Raw genomic sequence first — 21,864 nt, forward strand, 5'->3', positions numbered from 1 at the left:
GCAGATGCAACAGCAATCATCCGCGCAGTCTGAAACACGTCCCATCGCTGATATTGAGCCGGAGACGGACACTGTCGCTTGTTGCGGAGATATTGCCGTCTGTCAGGCGCTGGCGGAAGGTCGTCATGGCGATGTTTTCAATTGGTTGGGAATGCATCAGCTCACCCTGGATGGCAAAAAGTCACTGGTGGTGCGTGCAGTATTACCAGGAGCCCTTGAGGCCACGGTGCTTGACTCTAAGACTGGTAAAAAAGTGGCGTCGTTGTCGCCTGTTGCCGATGCTGAACCCTTGTTTGCGGGAACACTTGGGCGCCGCACTAAGCCTTTTGCCTACCAGCTCCAAGTGCGTTATCCCGACGCCGAACTACTGCTGGATGATCCCTACCGCTACCCGTCCTTGTTGGATGAAAAAGATACCTACTTGTTCTGTGAGGGGCGACAGCAGCAGGCATGGCGTTTTCTCGGTGCTAACTGGCAAGAATGCAACGGTAGCAAAGGCGTGTTATTTGCTGTGTGGGCGCCCAATGCCCAAGCGGTGTCAGTGATTGGTGATTTTAACTGCTGGGACCATCGTCGCCACAGCATGCGGTTTCATCAGGGTTCGGGGATTTGGGAGATATTTATTCCAGGTCTTGTGGGGGGGGAACATTATAAATATGCGATTCAAGCTCACAATGGATACTGGCAACAGAAGGCAGATCCGTTTGCCAGAAGCATGGAACCTTCACCGCATAATGCGTCGCGGGTGCCGTTCGACGAATGTTGGGACTGGTGTGATGCTAGTTGGATGACTGGTCGCAGCCAGATTGCCTGGCATAAAGCGCCGATCAGTATTTACGAGGTGCATCTTGGCTCCTGGCGTCGCAAAGGCCACGATGGTCGCGACTATCTCGACTATGAAGAGTTAATTGCGCAATTGGTGCCTTATGTGGTGGCAATGGGTTTCACCCATGTGGAATTTATGCCACTGAGTGAGTATCCGTTCGACGGGTCTTGGGGCTACCAGCCCGTAGGCATGTATGCTCCGACCTATCGGTTTGGTAGTGCTGCCGCGTTAAAAGCCTTAGTTGATGCCTTTCATCAGGTTGGCATCGGTGTACTGCTGGACTGGGTGCCGGCTCATTTCCCGAAAGATCCGCATGGACTGGCGCGCTTTGATGGTACCTGTCTGTATGAACATGAAGATCCACGGCGTGGCAGCCATCCTGATTGGGACACGCTGATTTATAACTATGGCCGAAAAGAAGTACAGAGTTTCCTGTTAAGTAATGCCTGCTACTGGTTGCAGGAATTCCATATCGATGGCTTGCGGTTGGATGCCGTATCTTCAATGTTGTATCTGGATTACAGCCGTAAGCCTGGCGAGTGGGCACCTAATCAATACGGTGGCCGTGAAAATCTCGATGCCATTGCGTTGCTGCAAGATCTCAATACCCGTCTGTATACCAGTTATCCGGGCATTATGATGATCGCCGAAGAATCCACTGCCTGGGGCGGCGTCAGCCGCGATGTGGGCGGCGGCGGCTTAGGCTTTGGCTTCAAATGGAACATGGGCTGGATGCACGATACGTTAAGCTATATCAGCCGCGATCCGATACACCGCAGCTATCACCACCACGAGATGACCTTTTCGCTGGTTTATGCTTACACCGAACAATTTATTTTGTCGCTCAGTCACGACGAAGTTGTGCATGGCAAACGCTCCTTAATTGAGAAAATTCCCGGTGATGACTGGCAGAAATTTGCCACGTTGCGTGCGTACTATGGCTTTATGTGGGCCCATCCCGGTAAGCAATTGCTGTTCATGGGCAACGAGTTCGGACAACGACATGAATGGCAACACGATTACAGTCTGGACTGGCATCTGTTGCAATTTGAACCGCATCAACAGTTACAACGTTGGGTGACCGATCTTAACCGCTGTTATCGTCAGTTACCGGCATTGTGGCAGCGCGATGGCGATGGTGCTGGTTTTGCCTGGCTCGATTGTACCGATGCTGCTGACAGTGTATTGGCATTCTGCCGTTTTGATGATCACGGCAATGCGCTGGTGGCTGTATGTAACTTTACCCCTACCGTACGCCTTGGCTATCGTATCGGCTTACCCAAAGCTGGCCATTATGCAGAACTACTCAACAGTGACAGTCATTTTTACGGTGGCAGTGATGTTGGTAATGGTGGCGGCATCACCACTGAACATCAACCCTGGCAGGGAATGCAATACAGCGCACTGATCAGCCTGCCGCCATTAGCGACCGTGTATTTTCAATGGCAGGAGCAAGACTGATGCAGATGCTTCCTGGACAGCCTTATCCCTTAGGTAGCCGGGTCGTCAGAGGTGCCGATGGCCGGGTGCTCGGGGTTAATTTTGCGCTGTTTTCAGCTCATGCGAGCGCAGTGGATCTGTGCCTATACAGCGCGGAAACTGGGGGACATTGGCGACAGATAGGGCGCTTTAGCTTACCGCAACAGCGGCAGCAAATCTGGTGTGGATTGTTGCTGGGGGCCGAACCGGGGATGTGTTACGGCTATCGGGTTGATGGGGCTTATCAACCACATCTGGGACATCGATTTAATCCCAATAAACTACTGCTAGATCCCTACAGTCGTTGGATGGCTGGCACTTTGCAGCCCGGCCCCTGGCATTTGGGATATGCCCGTGTCGATAGCGCCGGGCGACCATTAGATGACGAATGCCAGCTTGAGTTACCAGAAATGGAACGCGAGGGTGCCAAGCGAGTCAGTGCTGATGGTGGTATCGGTGACGATAGCCGGCCCAATAGCTGCGATAACGCCTGGGCCTTGCCGCGGTCTGTAGTCGTGGAAGATCAGCCGTTTAATGGTCAACGCTTGCCATCGCGGCCCCTGAGTTATGAAGTGATTTACGAGATGCATCTCAAAGGATTTAGCGCGCACTTGCCGGAACTGGATGAATCGCTGCGTGGCACATTCGCCGGTCTGGGGAGTGAAGTTGCCATCCATTACCTCAAATCCTTAGGTGTCACCTGTGTAGAACTGCTACCCGTGCAAAGTTTCTTTTCGGAACCGTTCTTAACCGACAAAGGCATGAGCAACTACTGGGGCTACAACAGCATCGGCTTCTTTGCGCCACACCCGGCCTATTGCGCCACTGCCGATGGTATAGCGGAATTTAAGCAGATGGTCGAGGCACTGCATCGGCATGATATTCGGGTCATTCTCGACGTCGTTTATAACCACACCGCTGAGGGCAGTCGGCTGGGGCCGCAGTACAGTTTTCGCGGTATTGATAACGCCAGTTACTACCGCCTGCATCCTAACGATAAACGCTTTTATATCAATGACACTGGCTGTGGCAATTGCCTGAATATGAGCCATCCGCGAGTGGTGCAGTTGGTCATGGACTCCTTACGCTACTGGGTCGCGGTGATGGGGGTTGATGGCTTCCGGTTCGATCTGGCGACCTGTCTTGGGCGAGAGCCTCAGGGTTTTGATCGCGGTAGCGGTTTCTTTGATGCATTAATGCAGGATCCGGTATTGAGTGGCGTGATCTTGATAGCTGAGCCTTGGGATATTGGCCCTGGCGGTTATCAGTTAGGCCAATTTCCACTGGTGTTCTCTGAATGGAACGACCGATATCGCGACACGGTGCGGCGCTTCTGGCGCGGCGATCATGGCATGTTACCTGAGCTGGCCAAACGGCTGCATGGTTCCGGCGATTTGTTTGAGCATTCTGGCCGCGGCCCCTGTAGTTCTATCAACTTTATCAGTAGTCACGACGGCTTTACGCTGCGGGATTTGGTGAGTTATGAACTGCGCCATAACGACGCCAACGGTGAAGAAAACCGTGATGGCCACCATGAGAATTTCAGCTGTAATTACGGCGAAGAAGGGGACTCGGAAGAGCCCAAAATTGTGGAACTCCGTGCTCGTCAAAGTCGCAATATGCTGGCAACTCTGCTGTTATCGCAGGGGGTGCCAATGTTATTGGCCGGCGATGAACAGGGTAACAGTCAGCAGGGCAACAATAATGCCTACTGTCAGGATAATCTGCTCGGTTGGGTCGACTGGCGTGATGACGAGCAGAGTCGGACGTTGATGCAATTTTGTCAGCGGTTAATCGCTATTCGCCGCCAATCGGCAGTGTTTTGTTGTCCGCGCTATATTCATACCGATGATCCTAATGAAGCCCAGGCGCTAGCCTGGTTTGATGCCCACGGCGAAATCATGAGTCGTATTCACTGGGCCGAGGGCCATTGCCGTAGTCTGCAGATGCTATTGAAAGGTGAAGATGAGAACGGACAACCGGAGATGCTGCTGTTGCTGATGCATGCTGGTAACACCGAGCATACCTTTACCGTGCCTAACATTGATGTGGATTGTCATTGGCAGTTAATCCTGACCACGATTACCGCAGATGGTGAACCGGGTAATCATCCACTATTGCAAGCGGGAGAGGCGTTTCTGTTACTGCCCTGCAGCTTGTTGCTGTTTAAGGCACAGCTGGATGTTTAAGCCAATCATTCGATAATTTTTGAAAATAGCAATCCGCGAAGGAGGAAGCATGAGTGATACCCCGAAAACTCCCGCTCGCCGCAGCAGTATAGCTACGGTGGCAAAAGGGAAACGCACCGCTGCTTCCAACGTTGCGAAACTGCCGGTCCATGAGCCTTGTGAACCCTGTGATTCACTCAAGGCCGCGTTCGCCAGACAGTTGCGCTACGACTTGTGTTGGGATCAACAGAATGCCGATGCGATGTTTCATGCGCTGGCGCTGAGTGTCAAAGAGCAACTGCTGGATAACTGGCGTGACACCCGCAAGCAGGATGTGTTGCAGCATAAAAAACATGTGTCCTATCTGTCACTGGAGTTTCTGATGGGGCGCGCACTCGGCAATGCGTTACTCAATCTTGAACTCACCGACGAATGCTGTGCTGTGCTGCAGGAATATGCCGTCAATCTCGAAACGCTGGAGCAGCAGGAGCATGATGCCGGTCTGGGGAACGGTGGCCTAGGGCGTCTGGCTGCCTGTTTTCTCGATAGCTGCTCAACACTGGGGCTTAATGTGACCGGCTATGGTATTCGTTATGAATACGGCATGTTTGTGCAAAAAATTATCGATGGTTATCAGATTGAACAGCCTGATCGCTGGTTACGTGATGGTAATCCCTGGGAAGTTCGGGTCCCGGAACACAATGTCACGGTGCATTTCTTTGGTCATACCCAGAGTTATGTCGATCTCAAGGGCCGCCGACACATGTTGTGGCTGGATACGCAGGATGTCATGGCTGTTGCATATGATGTGCCAGTGCCCGGCTACCGCAATGGCCGGGTTAACACTTTGCGGTTGTGGAAAGCTGAAGCCACCAACGAATTCGATCTGGCAGAGTTCAACCAAGGGGATTACACCGAGGCTGTCGCGGCTAAAAACCAGGCCGAACAGATCACTATGGTGTTATATCCCAATGACAGCAGCGAAAACGGTAAGGAATTACGTTTGCGCCAGCAATATTTCCTGTCATCTGCCAGTTTGCAGGATCTGCTGCGAAATTGGGTACAGCAGCATGGCATGGATTTCACCGAGTTTCCGAAATACAACGCGATTCAATTGAATGACACGCATCCAGCCATTGCTGTACCTGAATTGATGCGGCTGTTGGTTGATGTTTATGAACTGGAGTGGAACCCAGCCTGGAATATCGTCAGCCGCTGTATCGCTTATACCAACCACACCCTGCTACCTGAAGCGCTGGAGCGCTGGCCGGTGCGCATGTTCGCGCACATGTTGCCGCGTATTTTGGAAATCGTCTACGAAATCAATGCGCGTTATCTTGATGAAGTTGCACACCGTTGGCCTGGTGATGTGAGCAAGTTGCGTGACATGTCCATTATCGAAGAGGGACCTGAACCCAATATTCGGATGGCCTATCTGGCAATTGTCGCAAGCTTTTCAGTTAATGGTGTTGCAGCATTGCATACGCAATTACTGACTTCCGGCCTGTTCCGTAATTTTCACGATTTATGGCCGCATAAATTTAATAACCGTACCAATGGTGTAACGCCTAGACGCTGGCTGGCCTATTGCAATCCGGGGCTGAACCAGCTTATCAGCAGCCGCCTTGGTCATGACTGGGTAACCGATCTCAGCAAACTGTCGGCACTCAATGCGTTTACAGCAGACAGCAGCTTTGTCAATGACTGGCGCAAGGTCAAACAAGAGAACAAGCAGGCGCTGGCTGAGCTGGTGGCCGAACGCTGTCATGTCGAATTTGATACCACAATGCTGTTCGATGTGCAGGTTAAAAGGATCCACGAATACAAACGGCAATTGCTGAATATTCTGCATGTCATTCATCTGTATCAACGAGTTATCAGTGGCGATACCCAGGGGATGCAGCCGCGCTGCGTGTTAATTGGCGGGAAAGCTGCACCGGGCTATGCGATAGCTAAACTTATTATCAAGCTGGCCAATAACGTGGCGCACATGATCAATGGCGATCATCGGGCTAAACCCTGGCTAAGGTTTGCTTTTTTGCCAGACTATAACGTGAGTGCCATGGAAACTATCTGTCCCGGGACTGATTTATCGGAACAGATTTCCACTGCGGGCAAGGAAGCCTCTGGCACGGGGAATATGAAATTTATGATGAATGGTGCCTTAACGCTCGGAACTCTGGATGGCGCCAATATTGAAATGCTCGAAGAAGTCGGTGAAGACAACTTTTTCCTGTTTGGGTTGAATGCCCAATCGGTTGAAGAACTACGTGGGCATTACCGTCCTTGGGAATATGTCGCTGCATCTGAAGCGTTAAGCGGCGTGATGTCGTTGTTGAAAAGTGGTCATTTCAACCTACAGGAGCCGGGCATTTTTACACCGATTATTGATGCTATTGAATCGCCCACCGATCCATGGATGCTGGCCGCAGATTTTGAATCACTGCGCTTGGCACAGTTGGAGGTGGCCAAAGCCTATCAGGATTGGCAACGTTGGACCGCAATGAGCATACGTAATACCGCCGCCAGTGGCCGTTTTTCCAGTGATGTCACCATTGCTGGCTACCGGGATCATATTTGGAAGGCACGATAAGCAGCCATTTAATCAGTTGGGGAGACACAGGATATGTCAAATTCCAGTCTGCGTTTTATCAGCAACTTAACCCGCGACACCTATGCGTTGATCCTTGCAGGCGGTAGGGGAAGCCGCTTACATGAATTGACGGATTGGCGTGCTAAACCTGCGCTGTATTTTGGTGGTAAGTTCCGCATCATCGATTTTCCGTTATCGAACTGCATCAATTCCGGTATCCGCCGGGTTGGGGTCGTGACGCAATACAAGTCTCATTCCCTGATCCGGCATATCATGCGGGGCTGGGGGCATTTCAAGAAAGAGCTGGGCGAGTCGGTGGAAATTCTGCCAGCATCGCAGCGCTATTCCGATAACTGGTATCAGGGCACTGCCGATGCAGTGTTCCAAAATATCGACATTATCCGCCATGAATTACCGCGTTACGTCATGGTGCTGTCCGGTGATCATGTTTATCGCATGGACTATGCGGGGTTGCTGGCAGCTCACGCGGAATCCGGTGCCGATATGACGGTGTCTTGCATGGAAGTCCCGGTTGCTGAAGCTGCCAATGCCTTCGGGGTGATGGAAGTGGACACCAGTAATCGCATCCTCGGTTTTGAAGAAAAACCGGCTCACCCCAAATCACTGCCAGATAATCCCGAGTTGTGTCTCGCGTCTATGGGCAACTATGTCTTTAATACCGACTTTCTTTTTGATCAACTTAAACGTGATGCGCAAAATGCTGAATCACAAAGAGATTTCGGTAAAGATATCATCCCTTCTATTATCGAAAATCATCAGGTTTACGCCTATCCGTTCCGCAGTTCATTCCCTAATGAACCTGCTTATTGGCGTGATGTGGGAACGCTGGACTCGTTCTGGACGGCCAATATGGAATTGCTGTCACCGACACCCGCACTGAATCTGTATGACGCCAAATGGCCTATCTGGACCTATCAGGAACAGCTGCCGCCTGCCAAATTTGTGTTTGATGACGATGGGCGCCGCGGTATGGCCGTGGATTCTGTGGTCTCCAGTGGCTGCATTATTTCCGGGGCTAGCGTCAGGCGCTGTGTGCTGTTTAACGAGGTTCGTGTCTGTTCGTACTCGGTAGTCGAAGATACTGTGATCTTGCCCGATGTGGTGGTATTGCGTAACTGCCGTATTCGCAAGGCGATTATTGATCGTGGCTGTATTATTCCGGAAGGGATGGAGATAGGCTATAACCACGAACATGACCGTGCTAAGGGCTTTCGCGTATCAGAAGGCGGTGTGGTGTTGGTAACCCGTGATATGTTAGGGCTGCCAGTGGGTTACGAATAATAATTACAGGAAAACCAATAGTCGATGCGGGTATTGATGCTGGCTGCAGAAAATGCAGCGCTTAAGGGTGCCAAAGTCGGTGGAATGGCGGATGTCTTGCGCGATCTGGCGCCTGCGTTGCAGCCCCATGGGGTTGCGGTAGACATGATTATGCCGGATTACGGTTTCCTCGCCAGGGAACAACAAGCGGCGTTTGTCTGTGACTTTGTGGTGCCTTTCGATAGTGGTCATTATCCGCTGAAACTCTATCGTCTCGCCAATCCATTACAACCCGAGGTGTGGATCTATCTGCTGGCACACGAGATGTTTGTCGCGCCTGGTCACGCCATCTATACCCAAGATAGTCCGGGGCGGCCGTTTGCATCAGATGCCAGCAAATTTGCGTTATTTTGTACCGCAGTGGCTACCTTGCTCTGTAGTGGCTTAATCGCCTTGCCGGATCGCTTGCATCTGCATGACTGGCATTGTGGCTTTTTCGCGATGCTGCGAGCATTTGAACCGGCCTACACCCAACTGCAACAAATCCCCACTATTCTGAGCATTCACAATCTGGCGATGCAGGGCATTCGCCCATTGGAAGGGGATATTTCCTCGTTACGCGCCTGGTTTCCTGGCATGGCGAATCTCAGTCACAAACGTCTTGCTGCGGCACTAGACCCACGTTATCCGGATTGTGTTAATCCGTTGCGAGCGGCAATTAATCTTTGTGATGCGGTGCATCTGGTATCTCCTGGCTATGCCGAGGAAGTATTACAACCCTCTCGGCCAGAGGAAGGCTTTTTTGGTGGTGAAGGATTAGAGCTGGATCTGCAACGGATACGGCGCGAAGGAAAGCTTTTTGGCATTCTGAACGGTTGTGATTATTCCGCTCCTGCACCGACAATTTCGCGTCAGCAGATACGCGACCAACTGAAAGATCTCGCGTATTTAGCACTACTGAGCAAACTTGGATACAGCGAATTTGTGCAGCCGTCGGAAATTATTGCGCAGATCCGCTTATCACAAAAAGGGTTACCGCAAGGATTCTTACTGACCTCTGTCGGACGACTCACCGATCAGAAAATGCTGCTGCTGCGCCAACCGTGGCAGGGGGGATTAGTGCTGGATGCCATCTTACAGCGACTGGCCGCCTGGAATGAAAATGCCCGCTTCTGGTTGCTGGGCAGTGGCGATGCAAGTTTGGCGCGAGAATTTAGTGAAGTGGCCGCACGTCACGATAATTTCTTGTTTATCAATGGCTATCATGAACAGCTTTCTGAAGCCTTGTATTACAGTGGCGATCTGTTCCTGATGCCCAGTTCCTTTGAACCCTGTGGCATCAGTCAAATGTTGGCGCTGAAAGCCGGACAGCCTTGTCTGGTACACGGAGTCGGTGGCCTGAAGGATACGGTAGCCGATGGTCACAACGGCTTTGTGTTTCACGGGCGCGATCTAGAGCAACAGAGTGCCGCATTGCTACAGACATTAGAGCGAGCGTTGACACTTTTTGGCACACCACATTGGCAGACATTGGTGAAGGCTGCCAGTGCCAGCCGGTTTGATTGGCATGCCAGCGCCGCTGAATATGTGGACAAGCTCTACAGTTCAGTCAATTAATCGAAGAAATTCAAAGGATTCTGCTAGACTGTGATCGGTTAAGCAGGGGTTTTTCTTTGGGGGCTATTGACGCTGTTATGTTTCTTCCATTAGTGCAAAATGCCGCATTGTTGCTGGCATTGATCCTGATCTACGATGCGATCCCTCTGTATCGTAATGACAGCCGTTATCGGTTGTTATGGCAACTGCTGTCAGGTGCGCTGATCGGCGGGATCTGTATTGCCGTCATGTTAACGCCCTGGACCTTTAGTCCCGGTTTGATCTTTGACTGCCGCAGTGTGCTGTTGTGTGTGACCGGGTTATTCTTTGGCGGCGTCCCTACCTTTATTGCCTGCGCTATCGCTTCCGCATTCCGGTTATATCTGGGGGGGGACGGTGCTGTTATCGGCATTGGTGTGATATGTACCAGTGGCTTGTTGGGGATTGCGTGGCGTAAATGGCGGAACTGGAATCGTCAGTCTCTGACTCACGTCAGTTATGTTGAGCTGATTATCTTCTCGCTGATAGTGCATGTGTCGATGCTGCTGTGGATGCTGTTGTTACCGGCCACAATGGCAGTTGATGTCATTACCCGTATTGCGCCACCGGTGCTGACGTTGTATCCACTGGTGACTGTACTAATGGGTAAGCTGTTATCTAACCGTTTAGAGCGGGAGCTTGCTCAGCAGCTGAAATTGCAGGATCAGTTTCTGTTCCGCTCGCAGTTCAACGTAGGCAACTATGGTATCTCGATCAGTTCGCCCGACCGCCGCTTCCTTAAAGTGAATCCTTATTTTTGTCAGATGCTCGGTTACTCTGAAGCGGAGTTGCTGCATAAAACCTGGGATAGCCTGACGCATCGTGGCGATATAGATGAAAGTAATAAATATTTCAGAAGGATGCTGCGGGGCGAAATAGAACGTTACGAGCTGGAAAAGCGCTTTATCAAGAAAAATGGTCAGCTGCTGTATACCCATATAACGGTGTCTTGCCAGCGCAGTTTTCATCAGGTGCAGTTGGTCATTGCCGGTTATATCGACATTACGGCAGCCAAAGAAGCGCAGCAGGCGCTGTCAGTCAGCCATGCTGAACTGGAGTTAGTGTTGGTCAGCAGTCGCCTCGGTTATTGGATGTGGGATTTGAGCCGCGACCAGGTCACTCATGATCAACAGACCGCTAATCTGCTGGGGTGTACCTTCGAGGAATTGAGCAAAGGCAAACATATCTGGCTCAATGCGATTGTTGACGAGGATCGTATTCAGACATTACGCGCGCTGGAACAACATATTGCCGGTAATACCACCGATTATCGTAACGAATACCGCATACGCCGCACCGATGGTCAGCTCCGGTGGATCCGCGATGTCGGTAAAGTGATGGAATGGCGTGAAGGAGTGCCGCTAAAAGTCTGTGGCATCCACCAAGATATTACCGAGGATAAGCAGCGTGAAGCGTCGTTGAAACTGGCGGCATCCGTCTACGACAACAGCAGTGAGGCGATGAGTGTACTTAATCGTCATGGCGAAATTATCAATATTAATCCAGCCTTTTGCGCGCTGACGGGTTACCGTGATGCAGATATTATCGGCAAAAAAATCAATCAGTTGAAAAGTGATCGTTACTCAGCCACAGATTTTCATGCGATTAAAAAGGATCTGGGTAAGCAGCGGCGCTGGCAAGGCGAACTCTGGATAAAATGCCGTGACGGTAAGGAGATCATCACCTGGCTCACCATCAACACTATCGGTGGTAAAAAAGGCGAGCCACAACAATGGGTGGTGCTGTTCTCTGATATCACCGAGAAGAAACATTCCGAGCAGGTGATCTGGCACCAGGCCAATTACGATCCGCTGACCAGTCTACCGAACCGTCGGATGTTGCTAGAACAGCTGTATCATGAAATACAACGGGCACATCGCCGCGGCAGTAAGCTGGCACTGTTGTTTCTCGATCTTGATTTCTTTAAAGAGGTCAACGATACCCTCGGTCATGATATGGGCGATCAATTGTTGATCCAGACAGCGGAACGATTGCGTACTTGTGTACGCGAATCAGATTTTGTCGCACGTCTTGGCGGTGATGAATTCACCATCATTCTCACCGATGCAGAAAGTTCACAGGGTATCGAACGTGTGGCAGCACAGATCCTCAGTAGTATCGCCGAACCCTATAAGTTGGGTGATGAAACGGCTTACATCAGTGTCAGTATTGGCATTACCTTGTATCCCGATGATGGTGAAGCTGAAGATGTGCTGTTAAAACATGCCGATCAGGCAATGTATGCCGCCAAGAACCAGGGACGCAATCGTTACCATTACTTCACTGAATCAATGCAGCAGCAGGCACATTACCGTATGCGGTTGATCCAGGACCTACGTCAGGCGGTGGAGAGCAGTGCCTTTGAACTTAACTACCAACCTATCGTTGAACTTAGCAGCGGTAAAATCACTAAAGCTGAAGCACTGATCCGTTGGTACCACCCGCAACGAGGTCAGGTGCCACCCGCGCAATTCATCCCGATAGCAGAGGATACCGGTTTGATTTTTCCGATTGGAAACTGGGTATTTCAGCAGGCAGTGAAGCAGAGCGCCGATTGGCGCGAGCGCCTGGGTGTGGAAATCCAGATCAGTGTCAACAAGTCGCCGGTGCAGTTTCGCGATGAAGGTGTGCGTTTTCAGGAGTGGCTACAAACCCTGCAGCAGCTTCCCGGGGGGGGCATCTGTATTGAAATCACTGAAGGGCTGTTGCTGGATACCAATATAGCGGTATCTGAGAAGCTACTTTCATACCGTGATGCTGGGGTGCAGGTGTCGTTGGATGATTTTGGGACCGGCTACTCCTCTCTGGCCTATCTGAAAAAATTTGATATTGATTATCTAAAAATAGATCAATCATTTACCAAAAATATCGATGTTGATGCCAGCAATCAGACCCTGTGCGAAGCGATTATCGTTATGGCGCATAAATTGGGTATGAAAGTGATTGCCGAAGGGGTGGAAACTCAGCAGCAAGCCGAGATCCTAAAACGGATCCATTGTGACTATGCCCAAGGCTATTTTTACTCAAGACCGGTATCTAGCAGCGAATTCGAGCAACGCTTCCTGGACGCCAAACGCCCGTCAACAGACTGAGCGCGCCAGCCATTAACCCTGTATACTGCGTTTTTTGACAACGAGCCTGACTATGCTGTTTTCTGAAACTTCTCTGCCTTCTCAAATACTCAAAGCGGTCGCTGACTATGGCTATCAGCACTTAACACCGGTGCAGCAACAAGTGTTGCCAGCGGCTTTGGCCGGGAAGGATCTGCTGGTGTCAGCACAAACCGGCAGTGGTAAAACCGCTGCCTTTGGTTTGCCAATCGTTGCCAGGCTCAGTACCAATCCGCAACCACATAGTTCTGCTGCCCCTCAAGCATTAATTCTTACGCCAACACGTGAGTTAGCGCAGCAACTGGCGACTCATATTACCGCCTTTGCGGCCGGTAGCGAGTTACGGATTGTGGCGGTATATGGTGGCGCGAACTTCCGGCCGCAGCGGCAACGGTTACAACAGGGCGTTGATGTGTTGGTCGCCACTCCGGGACGGCTGTTTGACCATCTCAGTCAGGATTATCTCAATCTGAGTCAGCTACAGTTTCTGGTGCTGGACGAAGCTGATCGCATGCTGGATCTGGGATTTATCAAAGATATCCAGCGGTTGCAGAAATGGTTACCCAGCAAGCGCCAGACCATGCTGTTTTCGGCAACCTTTCCAGACTCCGTGCGTAACTTAGGGCAGCAACTCACCCAACAGGCATTGTGGGTTGAATTGCCGCATAGTGCCGAACAGGGAAACATTCAGCAGCAGGTATTGTTGGTCGCCAAGCAGCGCAAAGCGGAATTGTTAGCGGAGTTAGTCGGCAAAAATAATTGGCAGCAAATCTTGGTGTTTGTTAATACCAAGGACGCTGCCAGCCGTTTGGGCGAAGAGCTCTCCCTCGATGGTATTAGCAACGCCGTGTTTCACGGTGATAAAACTCAGGGCGCTCGCAACCGTGCCTTAGCGGATTTTGCTGAAGGCCGTATTCGGGTGCTGGTGGCGACCGATGTTGCCGCCCGTGGCTTGGATATTCCGGCGCTGCCAAGGGTGATCAATTTTGAATTGCCCCCAGAGTCTGAGGATTATGTGCATCGTATCGGGCGAACTGGGCGTGCGGGGTTGGATGGTGAAGCCTATACCCTCATAAGTCCGCAGGAATTATCGCAACTACAAGCCCTTCAGCAGGAACTTAAGCTTTCAATCCCGCAACTAACCCCTGCCGGATACGAAACCACCGCCGCATTGCCAGAGCGTTATCGCAGTGCAGTGACAACTCCGAAAGCTGCCACAAAAAGCCGCTCCCGCTTCCAGGCCGCTGCGCGCAGCAATAAAGCCAATCACCATCGACGTTGATAACAGGTGTGGCTGAACCGAGATTTGGGTACACTTGGCGCTCAGATTTCTGTCCTGCTGAATGTTGCTATGATTGTTGCCGCTGTTCCGACCCATGTGATTACCGGTTTTCTTGGTTCAGGTAAAACGACCTTTATCAAAGCGCTGTTACAGGCGAAACCCGTCGCTGAAACCTGGGCGGTGCTGGTGAATGAGTTCGGTGAAATTGGTATCGATGCCAGCCTGATGGGAAGCCGCCAAGATGTAGTGATCCGCGAAGTTGCTGGGGGCTGTATCTGCTGCGCCGCTGGCGTGCCGCTGCAAGTCGCAGTGACGCAGTTATTGGCGAAGGCAAAACCGCAGCGACTGTTGATTGAACCGACCGGTCTCGGTCATCCGCTGCAAATCATCCGCACCTTACAGTCTGAAGTCTTCGCGCAATCCATTCGCCTGCTGTCTTCTGTATGCCTGTTGGACCCGCGTAAACTGGCAGATAACCGCTATCTCACGAATGACACATTCGTATCGCAGTTAGCCAGTGCCGATATTTTGCTGGCATCCAAGGCCGATCTTTGGCAGCAACAGGTCGAAGTACAACAGCAATTACAGCAATTTGTTACCGACCGAGATCTCAATCAGCCACTGCTGCAATGGTCGCAGCAGCAACCGCTTCCGCAGGCGTTGTGGTCATTACTGCAGCATCCAGCAGGCGTTACAACCGCTAACCGAAAAGTAAATGCTTTACTGCAACCAACGCCTGATTACACCTCTGCTGACAATGCAGCGGTGCCATTTAATGCGCAAGGCTTTGTGTTTAAGGCTCATCAGGATGCCCACGCCTACAGCTACGGTTGGAAATTCAGCCCACAATGGGTATTCGATTTAGCGCCATTGGTGCAATGGATTAGCAGCCAGCAACTGCTGAGACTCAAGGCGGTGATGATCACCACTGACGGTATTGCCGCGTTCAACATGCTGGATGGTGAACTCAGTTTCGAAGAGCTGGATGAGGCGATGGACTCGCGCCTGGAGCTGATTAGTCAGCAGCCTTTGGATGCGCTTGCCATTGAACAACAGTTATTGTCTTTGGGTCGCATGGAGCTTTAATGACAACCAGCATTCAAAGCGGTACTGCGGCGGATCTGGCACTGATGGAGATGCCGATCCCGCGCTTGTTCTGGCGCTATGCGGTGCCAACTATTGCGGCAATGCTGGCAACCGGCATTTATGTAACCATCGATGGCATGTTTATCGGTCATTACCTTGGGGCTGATGGCCTTGCCGGTATCACCCTCGCATATCCGGTCGGCGCCATCCTCTACGCATTGGGAACCCTGATTGGCATGGGCGGTGCCGCTCAGGTGTCGTTATTATTGGGACAAGGTAAAGTCACTGATGCCCGCCAGGTCGTGGGTAACAGTTTTACGCTGGCACTGATTTGTGGTGTCACGCTGGCAATTGCAGGCACCTTGTTGAGTGAACCGATACTGCAACTGTTAGGCGCCAACGGACAAGTGCTGGCTTACGCCCGTAATTATCTGTTCTGGTATTTTGCCTTGGGGACGCTGCCCATATTGGCGACAACCTTCGGCGCCATGCTGCGTAATGACGGACATCCCGGGATCGTTACGCTGATTTTAATTTTCGGCGGTATCCTCAATACTTTCCTCGATTGGTTGTTCATCGTGGTGTTGCCGTTCGGGTTAGCCGGAGCTGCCATCGCCACCATGTTGTCTCACGGTATGACTGCAGCGTTTTGCTTACGGCATTTCTTCTGCTCGCGCACCCGCTTGCAACTAAATCTACAGCAGATGCGCTTGCACTGGCACCATGTAAAAGGCATTTGTCGTCTGGGTCTGTCCAGCATGCTGATGAGTCTTTACTTGTCGGTGGTCCTGACGCTGCATAACATCGCTATCTTATGGCAAGGCACCGAACTGCACCTCGCTGCCTATGGTGTCATCGGCTATACCGAAGCGATGTTCTATCTCATTTTTGAAGGCATTGCGCTTGGTACCCAACCTATCCTCAGCTTCAACACCGGCGCCCGGCAGCCACAGCGAGTACGGCAGGCGGCTAAGTTAGCCTTCACGGTCACCCTTGTTACAGCGCTGATTGGCTGGCTGATTGTCTACGGTAAACCACTGTGGATGTTATGGTTATTTGCCGGCGATAACCCGCAATTAGCGCCAGTGGCAATTGCGGGTATGCATCTGTATTTCTGGGGTTTACCCTTTGAAGGTATGGTGCTGGTGGGCGCGAGTCTGTTTCAGGCGATCAATCGCCCTAAAGAAGCGGCAATGCTGACCGGCAGTAAAATTTTACTGGTGGCCTCGTTGTTGTGGTTGTTGGGTGCATTGCTGGGCATCACTGGTGTGTGGATTTCATTATCCTGCTGCAGTTCATTATTGTGCGTGTGGATGTTTCGCACGTTAAAGCGGCTGGATAAAGCCAGTAACTAACACTATCTGTTTGTTTTAATAAAAATTAATAAAAGCTTCGCTAAAGAAGCAATTATCAAATTAGCGGTTTTATGATATGTATAAGGTCGCTTTTGGCTGGTGTCGGAGGGTGATGTGGCCACAAAAAGAATCGTGATCGTCGGCGGTGGTGCTGGTGGATTAGCGCTGGCGTCTAAGTTGGGTCGTAAATTGGGCCTGAGCGGTAAAGCCGAGATCTGTCTGGTGGATAAGAGTCCGGTCCACATCTGGAAACCCAAGTTACATGAAGTAGCGGTTGGCGTCATCGATCAATCCATTGAAGGCTTACTCTACCGCGACCACGGACTCAAAAACGGTTACCGTTTCCTGCGCGGTGAAATCATCGGCTGCGATCCACAACAGAAAGAGATCACCTTATCGAAGGTCGCCAATAAACAGGGAGAGGAACTGCTCGGCGAACGGCACGTAAAATATGACTGTCTGGTGCTGGCGATTGGCAGTGTTTCCAACAGCTTTAATACCCCAGGCGCTGAACAACACTGTATTTTCCTCGACAATCTGGAAAGCGCTAATCTGTTCCACCAAAAGTTGCTCGACAATCTGTTACTGCTGGATGAAACCAATGAAAAGCTCAGCATTGGTATTGTTGGCGCGGGTGCCACCGGTGTCGAATTGGCGGCTGAGCTTTATCATGTGTTGGAATCGGTAAAAGATTTCGGCTACCTCAATATCGATAAGTCTCATTTGGAAATTCACTTGATTGAAGCCGCGCAACGTATTTTGCCCGCCTTACCGGACAAAGTAAGCGGTGGTGCGCAGTCGGTTCTGGATCATATCGGTGTGCGTCTGCACATCGGCGTACAGGTAAAAGAGGTAACTAAAGAAGGCTTTGTGACTCAGGACGGGATAATTCCCGCCGGTCTGAAAGTCTGGGCCGCAGGTGTTAAAGGGCCAGATTTATTGAAGCAGTTCACCGATTTGCCAATCAATAATCGTAACCAGGTAGAAGTTGACGCCTGTATGCGAGTCAAAGGTCAGGAATACATCTACGCTCTTGGTGATTGCGCTGCGATGGTTACGGATAATGGTAAAGCCGTGCCCCCAAGAGCGCAGGCCGCGGCGCAGATGGCCGATACCCTCTATAAAAATCTGGTTAACCGTTTAGAGGGTAAAGCGGAATTACCGTTTCGTTATCACGACTATGGTTCGCTGGTGTCATTGAGCCGCTTTTCTGCGGTGGGCAACCTCATGGGCAATCTGCGTTCGCGTTCGTTGTTCATCGAAGGATATATCGCGCGCATCATGTATATGTCGTTATATCAGCGCCATCTGGCAAGCCTGTATGGCTGGTTTTCTGCATTGGTTTACCGATTCGCCCAGCGATTGCTTAAATGGCATCGGCCAAAACTTAAACTTCACTAAGCAACTGGTGAAAATCCCGGCAGTTGTGTCACGTTTGCGATGGTTACGGTTTTTTATCAGATAGTAAACAGGGTATAACTAGTACAAGGGAAGCAGTTTCCTTTCAATTTTTTAACATAATTTTAAAGTAAGAGCCCTCAAGGAGCTTTCGATGAGCGAACCATTTGTGCTGCTTGATAACCAAAAGCATGCAGACGTTAAGTTTTCAGCACCGAAATATGCCCACGTAGCTGATCAGCACCTGTTACCTGTTTCTCTGCACGAGCTGCTGTATGCGGCCGTTGATGTACCGGTTGTCTTTATCAAAAATAACGAAACTGGCGAATTCCAGGCGGTGATGATGTTAGGTCTGAAGCCTAACCAGAACCTGCTGGTCAAAGGCGAAGAATGGTTGGGTAACTACATTCCTAATGTACTGCGTGACTTCCCTCTGACAGTTGTGTTGAACCCAGAGCAGAAAGATAAAGTCTGGATTGGCGTGCGTGAAAGCAGCGACCAGGTCAATAAAGCAGAAGGCGAAGCACTGTTTGCTGATGGCGAAGAAACTGAATTCCTGAAAAATCGCCGGGAAGCTTTGCTGAAACACTTTGAACAGGATCAACAGAGCCGTGCCATTCTTGGTTATCTGGCAAGCAAGAATCTGTTAATTGCCCAGACACTAACAGTTGAAGTGAAAGGCGAGCAACGTAACATCAACGGTATCTATTTGATCGATGAGCGTAAGCTGGCAGAGATGTCTGATGAAGACTTCCTGGATCTGCGTAAGCGCGGTTTGCTCGGCCCGATCTACAGCCACCTGACATCTCTGAACCAGATCCCACGTTTGGTACAGTTTGAAGCTGCGCTGTAATCGCTGATGTCTGAAAAAGGGCGCTGCGGCGCTCTTTTTTATGTCTGAAATAAAACGAATCAATGCTGACGCTGGAAAAGCGAAAAGCCACTCAATTGAGTGGCTTTCTAAATTCATGGTGCCGGCACCAAGAGTCGAACTCGGGACCTACTGATTACAAGTCAGTTGCTCTACCAACTGAGCTATGCCGGCATAAAAGTGGTGCCCGAACCCGGAATCGAACCAGGGACACGCGGATTTTCAATCCGCTGCTCTACCGACTGAGCTATTCGGGCAACTGAGTTGAGCGCCAGTACGCTACTTCAAAGACAATTAACAACGGCTGTTTTTAAAGTGGGCGTATGATAAAGCAGGTTATTTTACTACTGCAAGCGCTTTTTGGCAGGAGCGCCGCTGTTCGCTCAGTTAATGGGCAAATTTGCGGATGAACCACTAATAGTGGCATCAACTATGCCACAGTGACCGTTGTGTTGGGAGGTGTTGCTACTGTCCTCTGTATCAGCTGCAGACGAAATACCGTCAAGCTAAATCCGTAATGAGTTGTTATGATATGCCTCCCGCTGGCGATATGGCGTCTGCGATCTCTCCATGTTTAAGGATTCAACCATGGCTTCCACTGAAACGCGTATGCTGTCTCCATTACTGGTGTTGTTAATGGCGGTTGCCACTGGTGTTGCTGTAGCGAACAACTATTATGTGCAGCCGCTGCTGGATACTATCGCCAATTATTTTAAGGTGTCGCACACTGCCGCCGGTATGTTGGTCACTACCGCTCAGCTGTTTTACGGTGCCGGATTACTATTATTGGTGCCGTTGGCCGATATGGTGGAACGTCGTCGTTTAATCATCGTGATGATGCTACTGGCAACAGTCGGACTCTTTATCAACGCCATGGCACCCAATTTATATTGGTTATTGCTGGGAACCGCTGTGGCCGGTGCCTGTTCTGTAGTCGCGCAGGTTTTGGTGCCGCTGGCAGCAACCTTGGCCGATCCTTCACAGCGTGGCCGGGTAGTCGGAACGGTGATGGGAGGCTTGTTGCTGGGGATTTTGCTGGCGCGGGTGGTGGCCGGGATGATCTCGACGCTGGTTTCCTGGCAGGCGGTGTACTGGCTGGCCGCGATGGCGATGCTGCTCATTACTTTGTTGCTGGCGCGAACCTTGCCCGTTTATCGGACTGAAACTGTCATCGGTTATCGTGAGCTGATGCGGTCATTATTGAGCTTATTCGGCTCCGAACCCAAGCTCAGATCACGTTCATTTCTCGGCGGACTGTCATTTGCCATGTTCACCATGTTCTGGACCCCGCTGGCGTTCTTGTTGGCCAATCCACCCTATGAATATTCCGATGCCACCATCGGCTTGTTTGGCTTAGCGGGCGTTGCCGGGGTAGCCGCAGCGCGTTGGGCGGGTAAACTGGCTGATGCCGGTAAAGGTAATACCGGTACCTGGCTGGGGCTCGGCTGCTCACTTGTCAGCTGGATGCTACTGTTTTTTGCAGGCAACTCGCTGCTATTACTGTTGGCTGGTGTGGTATTGCTGGATCTGGCGGTGCAGATGACACATGTCAGCAATCAGAATGTGATTTATAGCCTGCAACAGCAACTGCGTAATCGCCTCAATGCAGGCTATATGACCTGTTACTTTATTGGTGGTGCACTGGGATCCTGGGTATCGGTCAACCTTTATCAGTTCGGTGGCTGGACTGCTGTATGTGCTGGTGGAACTGTATTGGCGCTTACTGGTCTGGCCTATACCTGGTTTAAGAGTCATGCCGTGCAGTCTCTATAAGCTGTATTTGGACACAAAAGCCAGATTTCCCTAAAAGGTTATACCTTTGGCTACTTTTCGCCATGACCCGTGTTAGCCGAAAATTTGAAGAATAGCTTATTTAGGTTAAGCTGGATTCAATGAATGGTAGACAGGAGGTCAGATGAATTTGCAGCAAAAATGTGCCGCTACAGACGTCAATCCGGCAGCGGTCTGTGGCCGTCAATGGCAAATTATGATGGCCGACGATGCCTCTGGTGTTTCCTCACCCGAAACGAAAATCCTTACAAATAAAACGCTTAGTGAGCAGTCTACAGCCATTCAACAGCAACAACCTGTTCCTCAAAACCATGGCATGACGCTAACTCAGGGCTTGGTGATCGCCGTGGTGATCCTGATTGCACTAATTGCGGTAAAACCCAAGAAACCGAAAGGTTAGACGCGGATGACTGGCAACCTTATTAATCAGTGAGTCTGAAGCAGATAGCTGATTCCAGACAGAAAAGCCAAGGCTGTCGCCCTGGCTTTTCTGTTGGCGAGCTTATATCGAAACAAAGGTTAAATAAGGGCGTTTGGTTGTGGCACTAGTGTCCGAGCTGAAACCATAAACCGCAATTGCCTTTTCGCCGACCGTTAGCCCCTTGGTGAACTGAGAGTCTCAGTCATAAACCTCTATAAATAGATTTAAACGAGATTTAATTAGCTATTGATATTTATATTTTGTAGAAGAGCCTCAAAATGTTACAGCTCTTCTTCTTTTGGTGGTACGTAGCCTTCAACGTGGACATCACCGCCTTCAAACAGGAAGTGCACCATCTGTTCTTCAAGAAACTTACGATGTTCAGCATTCATCATGTTAAGTTTTTTTTCGTTAATCAACATGGTTTGCTTATGCTGCCATGCCGCCCAGGCTTCTTTGCTGATGTTGTCGAAAATGCGTTTGCCGATTTCACCCGGATAGAGTTGAAAATCCAGCCCGTCAGCTTCTTTGTTGAAATAGACGCAGTGAACTGTGCGTGCCATAAGAC

General features: G+C 50.7%; 14 protein-coding genes and 2 tRNA genes. 13 read left to right on the plus strand and 3 right to left on the minus strand.

Translation table 11 applies throughout. The features are described from left to right. Positions 1–4: 4 nt before the first annotated feature. The 11 genes from glgB (at position 5) to KDN34_RS04220 (ending at position 19,066) form a co-directional block, all read left to right on the plus strand. The gene (gene glgB / locus KDN34_RS04170) at positions 5–2,287 is read left to right on the plus strand and encodes a 1,4-alpha-glucan branching protein GlgB (protein ID WP_212595670.1); all 2,283 of its coding nucleotides are present in this window, start codon (positions 5–7) and stop codon (positions 2,285–2,287) included. Next, positions 2,287–4,494 (plus strand): glycogen debranching protein GlgX, encoded by a 2,208-nt coding sequence (gene glgX, locus KDN34_RS04175; RefSeq protein WP_212595671.1) that lies wholly within the window; start codon positions 2,287–2,289, stop codon positions 4,492–4,494. The genes glgB and glgX overlap by 1 nt, the downstream gene beginning before the upstream one ends. Before the next feature lie 49 nt (positions 4,495–4,543). Next, the gene (locus KDN34_RS04180; RefSeq protein ID WP_212595672.1) at positions 4,544–7,066 is read left to right on the plus strand and encodes a glycogen/starch/alpha-glucan phosphorylase; all 2,523 of its coding nucleotides are present in this window, start codon (positions 4,544–4,546) and stop codon (positions 7,064–7,066) included. Positions 7,067–7,099: 33 nt separating this feature from the next. After that, complete coding sequence (gene glgC, locus KDN34_RS04185; RefSeq protein WP_212595673.1) at positions 7,100–8,368, plus strand: glucose-1-phosphate adenylyltransferase; 1,269 nt, start codon at positions 7,100–7,102, stop codon at positions 8,366–8,368. 24 nt (positions 8,369–8,392) lie between these two features. Further along, positions 8,393–9,964 (plus strand): glycogen synthase, encoded by a 1,572-nt coding sequence (locus KDN34_RS04190; protein ID WP_228730417.1) that lies wholly within the window; start codon positions 8,393–8,395, stop codon positions 9,962–9,964. Positions 9,965–10,029: 65 nt separating this feature from the next. After that, positions 10,030–13,074 (plus strand): EAL domain-containing protein, encoded by a 3,045-nt coding sequence (locus KDN34_RS04195; RefSeq protein ID WP_407695790.1) that lies wholly within the window; start codon positions 10,030–10,032, stop codon positions 13,072–13,074. Positions 13,075–13,126: 52 nt separating this feature from the next. Further along, the gene (locus KDN34_RS04200) at positions 13,127–14,374 is read left to right on the plus strand and encodes a DEAD/DEAH box helicase (RefSeq protein ID WP_212595675.1); all 1,248 of its coding nucleotides are present in this window, start codon (positions 13,127–13,129) and stop codon (positions 14,372–14,374) included. Between the two features lie 69 nt (positions 14,375–14,443). After that, on the plus strand, positions 14,444–15,460 hold the full coding sequence (locus tag KDN34_RS04205) for a CobW family GTP-binding protein (protein WP_212595676.1): 1,017 nt from the start codon (positions 14,444–14,446) through the stop codon (positions 15,458–15,460). Further along, positions 15,460–16,815, plus strand: coding sequence for an MATE family efflux transporter (locus KDN34_RS04210; RefSeq protein ID WP_212595677.1), 1,356 nt, complete (start codon positions 15,460–15,462; stop codon positions 16,813–16,815). Before KDN34_RS04205 ends, KDN34_RS04210 begins: the two co-directional genes overlap by 1 nt. A 114-nt stretch (positions 16,816–16,929) precedes the next feature. Next, complete coding sequence (locus tag KDN34_RS04215) at positions 16,930–18,216, plus strand: NAD(P)/FAD-dependent oxidoreductase (protein ID WP_212595678.1); 1,287 nt, start codon at positions 16,930–16,932, stop codon at positions 18,214–18,216. 151 nt (positions 18,217–18,367) lie between these two features. After that, positions 18,368–19,066, plus strand: coding sequence for a SapC family protein (locus tag KDN34_RS04220; RefSeq protein WP_212595679.1), 699 nt, complete (start codon positions 18,368–18,370; stop codon positions 19,064–19,066). A 116-nt stretch (positions 19,067–19,182) separates the two neighbouring features. On the opposite strand, the gene KDN34_RS04225 is transcribed toward KDN34_RS04220, so the two are convergent. Further along, positions 19,183–19,258, minus strand: a tRNA-Thr gene (locus KDN34_RS04225). 7 nt (positions 19,259–19,265) lie between these two features. Beyond that, a tRNA-Phe gene (locus tag KDN34_RS04230) sits at positions 19,266–19,341 on the minus strand. A gap of 331 nt (positions 19,342–19,672) precedes the next feature. Between KDN34_RS04230 and KDN34_RS04235 the strand changes: the two genes are divergently transcribed. Continuing rightward, a complete protein-coding gene (locus KDN34_RS04235) occupies positions 19,673–20,857 on the plus strand; it encodes an MFS transporter (protein WP_228730418.1) in 1,185 nt (394 codons plus the stop codon). Positions 20,858–20,999: 142 nt separating this feature from the next. Next, a complete protein-coding gene (locus KDN34_RS04240) occupies positions 21,000–21,275 on the plus strand; it encodes a hypothetical protein (protein ID WP_212595680.1) in 276 nt (91 codons plus the stop codon). 302 nt (positions 21,276–21,577) lie between these two features. Here KDN34_RS04240 and KDN34_RS04245 read toward each other — a convergent pair whose 3' ends face one another. Continuing rightward, positions 21,578–21,859, minus strand: a complete 282-nt coding sequence (locus KDN34_RS04245) for an oxidative damage protection protein (protein WP_212595681.1) — start codon at positions 21,857–21,859, stop codon at positions 21,578–21,580. Positions 21,860–21,864 lie beyond the last annotated feature (5 nt).

Origin of the sequence: Shewanella yunxiaonensis (assembly GCF_018223345.1) — a bacterium.
GTDB classification, from domain to species: Bacteria; Pseudomonadota; Gammaproteobacteria; order Enterobacterales; family Shewanellaceae; genus Shewanella; species Shewanella yunxiaonensis.